General features: G+C 66.0%; 10 protein-coding genes. 8 read left to right on the top strand and 2 right to left on the bottom strand.

The genetic code is table 11. The features are described from left to right. The first annotated feature begins 5 nt into the window (after nt 1-5). The 8 genes from RSE16_04910 (at nt 6) to RSE16_04875 (ending at nt 10207) form a co-directional block, all read left to right on the top strand. Complete coding sequence (locus tag RSE16_04910; protein WRH76810.1) at nt 6-1748, top strand: gamma-glutamyltransferase; 1743 nt, start codon at nt 6-8, stop codon at nt 1746-1748. A 168-nt stretch (nt 1749-1916) separates the two neighbouring features. Next, nucleotides 1917-2558, top strand: coding sequence for a TetR/AcrR family transcriptional regulator (locus RSE16_04905; protein ID WRH76809.1), 642 nt, complete (start codon nt 1917-1919; stop codon nt 2556-2558). 62 nt (nt 2559-2620) lie between these two features. Then, a complete protein-coding gene (locus RSE16_04900) occupies nt 2621-3691 on the top strand; it encodes an efflux RND transporter periplasmic adaptor subunit (GenBank protein ID WRH76808.1) in 1071 nt (356 codons plus the stop codon). A 32-nt stretch (nt 3692-3723) separates the two neighbouring features. Next, nucleotides 3724-6774 (top strand): efflux RND transporter permease subunit, encoded by a 3051-nt coding sequence (locus tag RSE16_04895; GenBank protein WRH76807.1) that lies wholly within the window; start codon nt 3724-3726, stop codon nt 6772-6774. A gap of 24 nt (nt 6775-6798) precedes the next feature. Continuing rightward, a complete protein-coding gene (locus RSE16_04890; protein ID WRH76806.1) occupies nt 6799-8217 on the top strand; it encodes a TolC family protein in 1419 nt (472 codons plus the stop codon). 415 nt (nt 8218-8632) lie between these two features. Then, nucleotides 8633-8755: a hypothetical protein gene (locus RSE16_04885; protein WRH76805.1), complete on the top strand. Its 123-nt coding sequence runs from the start codon at nt 8633-8635 to the stop codon at nt 8753-8755. Between the two features lie 183 nt (nt 8756-8938). After that, on the top strand, nt 8939-9163 hold the full coding sequence (locus RSE16_04880; GenBank protein ID WRH76804.1) for a hypothetical protein: 225 nt from the start codon (nt 8939-8941) through the stop codon (nt 9161-9163). Nucleotides 9164-9340: 177 nt separating this feature from the next. Further along, nucleotides 9341-10207 carry a DMT family transporter gene (locus RSE16_04875; GenBank protein WRH76803.1) on the top strand — a complete coding sequence of 289 codons (867 nt, stop codon included), beginning with the start codon at nt 9341-9343 and terminating at the stop codon, nt 10205-10207. Nucleotides 10208-10232: 25 nt separating this feature from the next. On the opposite strand, the gene RSE16_04870 is transcribed toward RSE16_04875, so the two are convergent. Both RSE16_04870 and RSE16_04865 read right to left on the bottom strand, forming a co-directional pair. After that, nucleotides 10233-10955 (bottom strand): TetR family transcriptional regulator, encoded by a 723-nt coding sequence (locus RSE16_04870; GenBank protein ID WRH76802.1) that lies wholly within the window; start codon nt 10953-10955, stop codon nt 10233-10235. A 169-nt stretch (nt 10956-11124) separates the two neighbouring features. Next, entirely contained in the window at nt 11125-12477 is a 1353-nt protein-coding gene (locus tag RSE16_04865; GenBank protein WRH76801.1) for an LLM class flavin-dependent oxidoreductase, read from the bottom strand. Nucleotides 12478-12493 lie beyond the last annotated feature (16 nt).

Here is a 12493-nt window from a genome sequence, read left to right as displayed (position 1 = left end):
GGGCAATGATGGTGCGCAGCCGGCAACAGGTCCGCCGCGAGGAAGTGGCCGTAACGGGCGGAGCGGTCGCCGCGACCCGCGCGCTCGAGGCCGAGGCGGGGGCCGAGTGCCTGAAGGAAGGCGGCTCGGCGGTAGATGCCGCGATTGCCGCGGCGTTCATGGCCGCGGTGGTCGAGCCCTTCAGCACTTCGATCGGCGGCTGCGGCTTCATGCTGGTGCACGATCCGGCCGGAAGCAAATGCTGGTCGATCGAGTTTCCGACGCTGGCCCCCGCCGCCGCGCAGCCCGACATGTTCAAGGTGATCGGGGATTCGCCTTCAGGCATGCTTGCGACCGAGGCGGTCGAGGGCAATGCCAACGCTTTCGGTTTCCGGTCCTGCGGCGTGCCCGCGAGCGTTGCCGGTCTGGTCGAAGCACACCGCATGTTCGGGCGCCTGCCCTTGGCGCGTCTCGTCGCCCCGGCGGTGAAGGTGGCGCGCGAGGGATTTGCGAGCGACATCTATTACGATTCGCTGGCGGCGGCCTTCAAACCCGTGCTCGCGATGTTCGATAAGTCCGCGGCGAACCTGCTCCATCGCGGTGAGCCGCCCGTCTCGCTCTACGGCCACCGCATCGCCCAACCCGCGCTCGCCGATGCTCTGGAAGAGATCGGCGCGGATGGCGGCACATCGTTCTATCGCGGCGATGTCGCCCGGGCGATCGTGGCCGATGTCGCAGCGGGCGGCGGGATCCTGTCGCTCGATGACCTTGCGACCTATGCCCCGCGCGTCGGCGAGCCCTTGTGGGGCAGCTACCGCGGCCGCCGGGTCGCCGTCCCGGCCTCGCCCTGCGGCGGCTGGACCGTGCTCCAGACATTGCGGCTGCTCGAAAGGTTCGATCTGCCCGCCCTGCCACGCGCCTCCGCAGAACGGTTCCACCTCGTGATCGCGGCGCTGCGCCACGCCTTTGCCGATCGCTATGCCTGGGCGGGTGATCCGGCGTTCGGCGCGGTGCCGCTGGGTACCATGCTCTCGGACGCCTATGCCGACGAAATCGCCGCGCTGATCGATGCGGCGCGGCTTGACCCGGCGCTCCAGACCGAGGCCGAGCCCTGGGTCGCGTTCCGCGAGGCGCCGCTCCATGACCCGTGGGTCTACAGCGGTGAGGCGCGGCCGCAATCCCAGCCGGGCACCGGCCCGGGATCGCCGCAAGGCACCGTGCACGTCACGGCGGCTGATGCCTCGGGCATGCTGGTCACCTGCACGCACACCATCGGCGACGTCTTCGGCGCCAAGTGCATGGCCGGGCCGGGCGTGCTGCTCAACAGCGGGATGCAATGGTTCTCGCCTCGCCCCGGCGGGCCTAATGCCATCGCCCCGCGCAAGCGTCCGCTCGCCAACATGGCCCCGGCGATGGTCTATGGCGCGGACGGCGGCGTGATGGGCACCGGCGCGTTCGGCGGGCGCAGGATCATCAGCGCCATCGTCCAGATCATCAGCGACGTGGTCGATCACGGGCTTTCGCCCCAGCAGGCGTGCGAGGCAGGGCGGATCGACGCGAGCGAGCGCACGACCTTCGTGTCCGACCGGCTCGGAGACGCCTTGCCCGGAACGCTGGCCGAGAAGGGACATCGCGTGAAGGCGGTGCGCGAGGACCATCACCTGCTGGGGGTCGAATTCGCCAATGTCACCGCCATCGCGCGTGATCCAGAAGGGGTAATGCGCTGCGGGGTCGACGCGATCCGACCCTGCGAGGCCATAGGCTTCTGACGGCCCACCTCCGACGGCCGGTTTGCGGGGCGCTAGCCTGCCGCTTGCGCACGCATCGACGCCCCCTTTTGCAATCTAGACCAATGCTTACGAGGTGGTTGGCCGCGCACGCTGCATCTCTGCGACTTGTCGATTGACATAAGTGAGCGATTGCTTATTTTAGTCGCCATGGCACGCGAATCGACAAATCAGAAGGCGCTCGGCCGCCCCGTCAACTCCGAAGCGCGCGCGCAGCGACGGGCGCAGATCCTCGATGGCGCGCGTGCCTGCTTCCTGCGCAAGGGCTTCCATGCCGCCACGACGGCGGAGATCAGCGCCAAGGCAGGCGTCAGCGTCGCCAACCTCTACCAGTACTTCCCCACCAAGGACGATCTCGTCAAAGCCCTGATCGAAGACGACCTTGCTGAGGACCTTGCCCTCGTGCGGCTGGTCGAGGAGGCGGGCAGCCTGCGCGAAGGGCTCGAGAAGATCGGCGTTCTGCTTGCGGCAGACCCGGACTATGTCGAACAGACCCACCTCAAGCTCGAGATCGTTGCCGAAGCCGCGCGCAATCCCCTGATCGCAGCGGTCGTCGAAGAAGCCGACGCGAAGATGGTCAAGGCAATGGCCACGCTGCTCGAACGCCGTCAGCGCGAGGGGGAGGTACGCAAGGACGCGGATGTGCTCGTCATCTCGCACCTCATTCTTTCGCTTTATGACGGGCTCTACGGAAGACTTGTCTTTTCCTCGGAGAACGCCGTCGCGATGACCCTTGCCGCAAACCAGATGATCATCGCCGCCTTCACCCGGGGGTCGCAGCCCAGCGTCTGACGCTGCGCCCCCGAGCCTCTTGTCTACCCCGCCTTTCCGGCGGGCTTTTTTTGGAGCTAAATGTGAGCAAGCCATCACTTATATTAAGCGGCTTGGCCGCCTCCGCTCTCGCCTTCGCGGTCTCCGCCTGCAGCGGCGGCGAGGAACCTGTTGCCAATCCCCCGCGCACCGTGCTGGTTGCCCCGGCGACTGCCTCCGAAGGCGGCGAAGCGCTCGCGATCGGAACCGTGCGCGGCGAGAACCAGGCTATGGTCGCGGCCGCCCAGGGTGGCCGCGTCCAGGCTCTCTACGTCGATGTCGGCGCGCGCGTCACGCAAGGCCAAGTGCTCGCGCGGCTGGATGCCCAAGCGGCGCAGCTGCGCAGCCGCCAGGCCGAGGCCGAGGCCCGTCAGGCCGGAATCGTCGCCGAGGAACGCGCACGCAACGCCGAGCGCGCCGCCAAGCTCCAGGCCGACGCTGCCGCCACCGACGCCGAACTCGAAGCGGCCCGCAGCGAGGCCCGCGCTGCGGCCGCTGCCAGCGATGCCGCTCGCGCCGCCGCCGCCGCAGCACGGCACGATGCCGCCGAAGGCGTGCTGCGCGCGCCCGTCAGCGGGGTCATTGCCGAGCGCCGCACCAGCCTTGGCGCGGTGCTCGCACCCGGCGAGATCGCCTTCGCGATCGAGGGCGCGGGCGAACGCCTGATCGATGCCGCCCTGCCCGAAACGCTCGCCCGCACCCTGAAGCCCGGCGATGTGGTGGCCTTCCGCCACCCCGGTGGCGCGGGCGAGGCGCGGGTCACCGGCATCAGCGCCCGCGCCCACGGCGGCGGGGGCGGGCGGATGGCGGTGCTCACGGTGATTGCGGGCGATCCCGCGCCCGGCCTCGTGGTCGACCTTGCCCTGCGCAGCGATCCGGGCGCGGCCGTCAGCGTTCCGCTCGCGGCCGTGCTCAAGGGGCGCGGGGGGAGCAAGGCCGTGCTGGTGGTCGGTGCCGACAAGCGACTGCGCCAGGCGCCCGTCGCACTCAAAGGCCTTGCCGGATCGCAGGCGCTGGTCACCGGCAAGCTTGCCCCGGGCGAGCTGGTGGTCGCCGCGGGCGGCGAGTTCCTCGAACCCGGTCTCACCGTCCGGCCGCAGCGCGCCCAGCGCTGAGCCTGCCTCTCCCTCTCCTAAGGACCGTCTCCATGCCGATCACCGCCGCGGCGCTCAAGCGCAGCCGCTTCACCCTTGCCGCCGCCATCGCCCTGTTCCTCGCAGGGCTGGTCGCCATGCTCGATTTTCCCGCCACCGAAGAACCCTTCGTCGAGGTGCGGGTGGCAACCGTCGAGGCCTATCTGCCCGGCGCCAGCAGCACGCGGGTGGAGCAGCTCGTTGCGCGTCCCGTCGAAGACAAGCTGCGCGAGATCGCCGACATCAAGACGATCGAGACGACAGTGCGCCCCGGCTCGCTGATCACCACGGTGACGCTGCACGACGGCACCCCGGCGGCGCGCATGCCCGCGATCTGGCAGAAGCTGCGCGCCAAGCTCGCCGAAGCCCGCGCCGGGCTGCCCGAGGGCACCAGCGACTACGTGATCAACGACGAGTTCGCCCGCGTCGCGGTGCGCAGCCTGGCGCTCACCGGCAAGGGCTACAGCGCCGGCCAGCTCGAGGACTGGGCCAAGGCCGCGCGCGACCGGCTGCAATCGGTCGAGGGGGTGGAGCGCATCTCGCTCCACGGGGTGCGGCCCGAGCGGGTGTTCGTCGAGGTCGCGCCGCAGCGCCTCGCCGCGACGGGCCTCACCTATGACAGTCTCGCCGCGCAGCTCGCCGAACGCAACATCGTCGCCTCGGCAGGGGCGATCGACACCGGACGCCGCCTGCTCGCGATCGAGCCGAGCGGCGATCTGCCCGATGAGACCGCGCTCGGTGCCATTCCCGTCGCGCTGCCCGACGGCACCAGCCTGCCGCTGAGCGCGCTCGGCAGCATCGCTCGCGGCCCGGCCGATCCGCCCGAGCTCGCCGCGCTCTACAATGGCGAGCCTGCCGTGGTGCTCGGCATCTCGATGCGCCCCGGTTCCAACGTCCTGAGCTTCGCCGACCGGCTCGACGCGCGGATCGCCGAGGTCTCCGCCGATCTTCCGGCCGGGATGAAGCTGGGCGACGTCACCGATCAGTCCGAAGTGGTGGCGCACGATCTAACCAAGGTCGGCCAGACCTTCCTCGAGACCGTCGCGGTGGTGATGCTAGTGGTGGTGCTGTTCCTCGGCTGGCGCGCAGGGCTGGTGACCGGCGTGATCGTGCCGCTCACGGTAATGGGCACGCTGCTGGTGATGCGCCTCCTCGGCATCGAGCTCCACATGGTCTCGATCGCGGCGGTGATCATCGCACTGGGCCTGTTCGTCGACAACGGGATCGTGGTGGTCGAGGATTACCAGCGCCGCCTGGCGCTCGGCGAAGACAGGCGCGCGGCGGCGATTGCGGCCGGCCACACCATGGCCGCCCCGCTGCTCACCTCGAGCCTTGCGATCATCTTTGCCTTCGCGCCGCTCGCCGCCGGGGTCAGCGATACGGCCGAATACATGCGCAGCCTCGCGATCGTGCTGGCGGTGACGCTGCTCCTGTCGCTGCTGCTGGCGCTTACCGTAACCCCGCTGATGGCCGAAATGTTCGCCGGTGCGCATGACGATAGCCATGAGGATAGCGGCTGGCTCGCGCGGGTGCGCGGCTGGTATGAAGGCAAGGTCCGGCAGGTGATTGCCCATCCCTCGCTGGTGGCGGGCGCCATGGCCGGGCTGCTGGCGCTCTCGTTCGGCCTGTTCGCGACGATCCCGTCCGAACTCCTCTCGGAAAGCGCCCGCCCGCAGGTGCAGGTGCCGATCGAGCTCGCCCCCGGCGCCTCGACCCGCGCGACGCTGGAGGTGGCGCAGAAGGCCTCCGCCCTGCTTGCCGACCGCAAGGCCTTCCCCGAAATCGCCAGCAACGTGGTCTATGTCAACGATGGCGGCCCGCGCTTCATCCTCGGCCTCAACCCGCCGCTCGCCGCACCGCACCGGGCCTATGGCATCGTCAACCTTGCCGAGGGGACCGATGCGCCCGCAGTGGTGGCACGGCTGCGCAAGGTGCTGGGCGAGCGCTTTCCCGATGCGCGGATCGAGCCCAAGCGCTTCTCGCTCGGCGTCTCGGAGGCCAACACCGCGGTATTCCGCCTGACCGGCCCCGACCGCGCCGAACTCGAACGCGGTGCCGCGGCGCTCAAACAGGCGCTCGCCAAGGTGCCGGACGCCGAGGACGTGCGCGACGATGGCGAGGGGCGGATCGTGCGCCTCGCGGTAGAAATCGACCAGTCCCGCGCGCTCACTGCAGGGGTCAGCTCGGCCGCGGTCGCCCGCGCGCTCGACACGGCGACCAGCGGCCTGCCGGTCACCGTCCTACGCCAGGGCGAGGCGCAGGTGCCGGTGGTGCTGCGCGCGCCCGCCGCCGACCGCACCCTGCCCGAACGGCTCGGCGCACTGCCGGTGTTCGGCACCAAAGGCGCGGTTGCCCTGCACGAGATCGCCGACATCCGCCTCGACGACCAGCCGAGTGTGCTGCTGCGCCGCAACCAGAGCCCGGTCATTACCGTCACCGCGCGCGCGCCGGGGATGACCTCGCAGGGGATCGTCGATGCGGTGCAGCCCGCCATCGACGACCTCAAGCTCGCCCCCGGCCACCGGCTCGAACTGGGCGGCGACATCGAGGAGGCGGCCGATGCCAATGCGGGGATCGAGCAATACTTCCCGCTCGCTCTCCTCGGCATGGCGGGGCTGTTCCTGTGGCAGTTCGGATCGCTCAGAAAGACCGCGATCATCATGGCCTCGATCCCCTTCGTGCTGATCGGCGCCTCGGTGGGCCTCAAACTGAGCGGCGAGGCGATGAGCTTCACCGCGACGCTGGGCCTGCTCGCGCTCGCCGGGATCATCGTCAACAACGCGGTGCTGCTGCTCGAGCGGGTGCAGGAGGAACGCGAGGCCGGGCTTGGCCTTGCCGATGCAGTCGCCGCTGCCGCCGCCGTGCGCCTGCGCCCGATCGTGATGACCAAGCTCACCTGCATCACCGGGCTTGTCCCCCTGTTCCTGTTCGGCGGCGCGCTGTGGCGGCCGATGGCGGCAGCGATGATCGGCGGGCTCGCCCTGGGCACGCTCATCACTCTCGTCCTGATCCCCGCCCTCTACGTCCTGCTGTTCCGGGAGCGGCAGGCCGCAAGCGCCGCCTGACGCCCTGATCCGGAGTTTACCGTCATGACTTTCTCGTCCCGCCTTCTCGCCCTCTCGCTCGGCACCGCGCTGCTCGCTGGATGCGCGGGCGCCCCCCCGCCGCTCCCCGCTCCGCCGCCGCCGCCTGCCGCATGGTCGGTCGATGACCCGGCCATCGCTCTCGGCGAGGTGCGCCTCGACTGGTGGCACGCCTTCGGATCGCCCGAGCTTGACACGCTGGTGGCGCGCGCGCTTGCCGCCAATCACGATCTCGCCGCCGCCGAGGCCAACCTCAGGGCCGCGCGCGCGCTCGCTGGCGAGGCGCGCCGTGCGCGCGGGGTAAGCGGCGGGGCGAGCGCCGGGGTGCAGCGCCTGCGCGAATCCTCGCAGGCCCAGCCGCCGGTGTTCATTACCCCCGAACCCTTCCCGGATCAGACCATCGCCAATCTTGGCGTCGATTTCGCTTGGGAGATCGACCTCGCCGGCGGCAGCGCCGCCAACGCCCGCGCGGCCGGAGCGGAAGCTGTCGCGGCCCTGTGGGAGCGACGCCGCACCGAGGCCGCGGTCGCCGCGCAGGTGGTGCGCGCGTGGCTCGATCTTGCGCGGGCGGAGCAGCTCGCATCGCTCCTGCGCCAGCGGCTCGATGCGATGGACCGGATGCTCGCGATCGGTGCCAGCCGGGCTGCCCGGGGTGCGGCACTGGCGAGCGATGTCGCCCCGCTTGAACGCCTTCGCGCCGAGACCGCGGGCGAGCTGCCGCTGCTCGACCTTGCCGCCCGCAACGCCTTGCGGCGGATCGCGGTGCTGACCGGCGAGGACCCGGTCGCCGGCGCGCGGGCCTTGGCGGCAGGCGTCCCCCGCGCGCCCGCGACTCCGCAGGCTCTGACTGTCGGCGACCCGCGCCAGCTCCTTCGTCTGCGCCCCGACGTGCAGATTGCCGAGGCGCGCTTGATCGCCGCCTTCGAGCGCGCCGGTGCCTCGCGCGCGGCGCTCTATCCCAGCCTGTCCTTGGGTGCGGGTGCGAGTTTGCTGGCAGCGCCGGGTGCGCTCGACGAAGCCGGGGCGTTCCGCTTTTCGATCGGGCCGTCGATCAACTGGGGGATCTTCAACCTCGGTCAGGTGCGCGCGCGTATCCGTGCCTCCGATGCCGCGAGCGAGGCGGCGGCCGCGCATTGGCAGGGAAGCCTCCTCGCCGCGCTCGAGGAAGCCGATGGCGCGATCGACGCATGGCGCAGCGCCCGAAGCGCCGCCGCCTCGGCCGAGGCCGCTCGCAGCGCCGCGGCGCGTGCCGCCGCCACGGTCCGCGCCCGCGCTCGGGCGGGCGCGGCCAGCGCCTTCGAACTGGCCGAGGCCGAGGCTAATCTCCTCGCTGCAGAGGCGGGAAACATCACCGCCGAAGCGAACCAGCGCGAGGCATGGGCTAACGTCCACCTCGCTCTTGGGGCTGGCTGGACACCCGATTAATGGGTCGGACGGACATTCGCTGGGTGACAGGTTTTGGCTGAGGGCTTGTCTTAGAATACGTGAAGCGGGAATGACCGTAAAGTCCCACATTGCGGACTATTACATTGAAGAGCCGTTGCAAGGTCCGACGCAAGTCGAGAATCGCCATTCAGTCTTCTGCTTTGGCCGCACCTGTTATTGGGCACGCTACAGCATCATGATTCATAGCAGAAGCGCTGCGACAGCGCATTCGTGTTGGGCCGCGCCTTTGCTTGTAACGTTACCAGGCCAGTCCGTCGCCTAGTGCTACCCAGCAGCACTGCGCCACGGCAACATCTTGTGCAGCGATACCGGTTAGATCAATTACAGTGACGCCATCCGCGTGTTTAGGTCGAGCGGAGGGCGGAAGCGCCAGGAGGTCGCCGAGCCGCTCGAGATGGCTGACATCCATTCTGATGGTCTGCAACTCACCGTGATCAAGACATTGCTCAGGATCGTCGCAGATGATGCGCTCCGCGCGGCGAAGCAGCGCCTGATCAAGTTCGCGCTTACCGTGTGAGAGCCGCTCACCTTGCTAGTTTGCAAGGGGACACTTGCGTTAGGCCTTAGGCAAGCTGGTCCAGACCGCCGCGAACCACCAGTGAGATCGCTATCGTTCTCCGCATTGCTCCTGGCGTGGAACAACGCTTGGTTGAGGACGACGTCGTTGAGCACAACGTAACCTGCCCCAGCACAGGTCCTATTGACGATACTCGCGCAGAAGCCTTCACTGGTAAAGGATCTCTTTGCCAACCGGCATGTCTATCAGCCGCAACCGGATCGGGCTTGGTCGCCTGGCGGACCACATCCCGATGATATGACGCCAGAAGAACGGATGGCCGAGGTACGTCAAATTCTGGGGAATGGGCTGGCAAGGCTCAAGGCCAAATTGGCGCGCACGGTCGGACAGGCGGATAGTGCCTCCTAGCCGGCAAGAATTGCCCCAGTGCACCATTTGTATCATCGCGTAATGCTGGATCTCTCATGTTTTTGATACCGCTGCGGCAATATTTTGTTCGTTTGACTAAATTTGAGCGATCAATGTATGGTCGATCGACAGCCGCTCAGAATGAGCGAGGCATACTCTCTGGAATGAGCGATCACCTTGACTGAGCATCGGCGCGCGTTTTCAACGACTGTCGGACTTACGGTCATCGCAATGTTCGCGTTTGCGGCCAATTCGCTGCTTTGCCGATATGCGCTGGCGAATGCGGCGAGCGATCCGGGGATCTTCACGGCAATTCGGATCGGCTCCGGTGCAGCCGTCCTGGCGGTGATCAACTCCCGTTCCGCAAAGCTGACTCTCAGAGCCGGGACCTGGAGGGGAGCTGGAGCCCTGTTTGTCTATGCAGCGGCCTTTTCCTATGCCTACATTTCTCTCGCCGCCGGGACTGGTGCCTTGCTGCTGTTCGGTGCCGTTCAGATCACCATGGTGACAGCGGGCTTGCTGCGCGGAGAGCGTCTTCGCATCCTTCAATGGTTGGGGTTCGCCCTGGCTATTATGGGGCTTGGGGCACTGCTTGCGCCCAGTACGGCTTCACCTCCCCCGCTGGGTACAGCACTGATGGTAGCGGCCGGTATTGCCTGGGGGCTGTATTCGCTTCTTGGCCGAGGTGCCGAAGACCCGCTTGCCGTTACGGCCGGGAACTTTGCATTGGCCACCCCGGCAGCGCTGCTTCTGCTGGTCATCGCCTTGCTTTCGCATGGAGAGATTTCGGCATACGGAGCGGTTAGTGCGGTTGCATCAGGGGCAATCGCTTCCGGACTTGGGTATACAATCTGGTATTCTGCTTTGCGCGGCTTGACGCCTGCCCAAGGCGCTTCGGTTCAGCTGAGTGTTCCGGTCATAACAGCTATTTCTGGCGCATTGCTGCTCGGCGAAACGATCTCACTCCGACTGGTGCTGGTTTCGGTAACAATTCTTGGAGGTATTGCGCTGGTCATTATCGGCCGGAGACGCCCCCAGCTTTAAGATGACTTCTGATCCTCGATGAAGACTATCCTCCAGCGGGGCAACTGGTCGCATCAAGGTCGTACAGATCAACGATGTCATTGGCGAGCAAGGCCTCGTACTCGTCGTCAGACAGCATTGTTGGCGCCCGCCACGCCGGGCGAGAACTCTGAGGATTGTGACCGTAAGCCGCCAGTTGCTCGGAGGTTATTGTCTTAACAGTTTCCACCAACGCCCGGCTCGCAATCGCCCGATAGAGCGGGAGCTCTCGCGCCCACGGTTTTTCGAAACCGACGAACAGGGTCGAACCGGCGATCGAGGCCGAGAGGAATACAGACAGCGTTTCACGCTCTTGCTTGCTGAGCTTTGGATTGATCCTCGCGATCAGCATGTTGAGCGTGTTGCGTTCGAGAATGTAGATGCGATCGACAGTCTGCGCGATCAGATCGTCGTGGTTTGCCAACATCCACAGATGCGGAAACAATCGCGTGGTCTGTTTGGACTGCATATCATCAAGCAACAGCTCAATAAGGCTATGCAACCGATCCTCATCGGATTTCGACTTGTCCTGAACGATCGAGCGGAAATTTTCAGCATAATCTTTCAGGACATTACTGATAGTGTCCTGGAAGAGATCGACGCGGCTCTTATAGTAGTAGCTAACCGCACCGATCTGAATGTTGCAGCGTCTGGCAACTTCTCGCAGGGTCAGAGCCGGGAAGCCCTCTTCAACCAGAATGCCCAGTGCCACTGCCTGGATCTGGAGCAATCTCTCCTTCCCGGTCTGATAGACCCCGGAACCCTTACGGCTTCTTTTGCGTGGTAGATCCTGCATATACGCTTGCCTATCATGACTGTCGCATTTTGCGCTAGTGACCACCTTCCCCGATAACCGGAATACAAATAGCCTGTCGCAGGGCCTGAACCGCGACCAATCGCTAGAGGCCTTTGCGGAACTTCGCGCCTGGGTGAACGTCTTTCAAGCGCGGCCCGCCCCCGAACAGCTTGTCGCGGTAGGTCCCGGGCTCGTATTCAGTCTTGAACAAGCCGCGGCGCTGCAATTCAGGTACCACATGCTCGACGATATCCTCGAAGGTTTCCGGCATCACAACGTAGCAGAAATTGAAACCGTCCAGATCAGCTTCGTTCGCCCAAGCCTCGAGCTCATCAGCAACATGTTTGCCATCACCGACAATGAGCAGGCCGCCCCCGCCTAGCGCTATGGACCTGCCAATTGCCTCGACATCGTCAGCACCGCCCGCGTAAGCTGCCGCAACGGATTGGATCGCATTGCTGCTTGCAGCACCGGATGCCAGCAAATCAGGTTTGGAGAAGTCAATTCCGGTCCAGCCAGAAACGATCGCGAGCCCCCCTTCGGGACTGACATACTTTCGATAGTCCGCAAGTTTGGCTTGAGCTTCCTCATTCGTCGCGCCGGTGATGACGGTTGCAAGGCAAAAAACCTTGATGTCTGACGCCGCGCGGCCTGCATCAACCGCAAGCTTGCGGAGTTTTGCAACGTCTCCCGCCATCTTTGCGCGCGACCTTCCAGCCACGAAAACGCATTCGGCATGCCGGGCTGCGAAGGCCATGCCTTTCGGTGACGAACCGGCCTGGTAAAGGACCGGTGTTCTTTGCGGCGATGGCTCGCAGAGATGGATGCCGCTGACCTTGAAATATTCCCCGTCATGCTCAACACGGTGGATCCTTTCAGGATCGGCAAACACGCCGGCTGCGACATCTTTGCGCAGCGCGTTATCTTCCCAACTGCCTTCCCAGAAACCGTACTGAATGCTCATGAACTCTTCGGCGATATCATACCGAACATCGTGGGTGATCTGTTTCGCCTGGCCGGCGCCCTTAGCGCCGCTGTCGAGGTAACCGGTAACAATGTTCCAACCGACCCGGCCATCGGTCAGATGGTCGAGGGTCGACATCCGGCGGGCAAACGGGAGCGGGGCTTCCTGGGTCAGGTTCGCGGTAACGGCAAAACTCAAGTGCTGGGTCGCATCCGCCATGGGCGGAATGATCAGAAGGGGGTCGTTGGTGGGAACCTGCGCAGCCTCGCGTAGTGCAGTGTCGGGGCCGCCGCCGTAGACATCATACACACCGACTACATCGGCAAAGAAGATCCCGTCGAATTTGCCTTTCTCGAGCAGTCTCGCAATTTCAACCCAATGCCGTGAGTGCTTGTAGTCGGCAGACCGGTCGCGCGGGTGACGCCACAGACCATGCGATTGGTGGCCTACACAGTTCATTGCGAATGCATTCAGGCGAAGCTCTCGGGTCACGTACCTTCCTCCCATA

It is taken from the genome of Sphingobium sp. (assembly GCA_035196065.1).
GTDB lineage: Bacteria > Pseudomonadota > Alphaproteobacteria > Sphingomonadales > Sphingomonadaceae > Sphingorhabdus_B > Sphingorhabdus_B rara.
The sequence above is the reverse complement of the archived record's forward strand: the minus strand, read 5'-3'. Positions and strand labels throughout refer to the sequence as shown.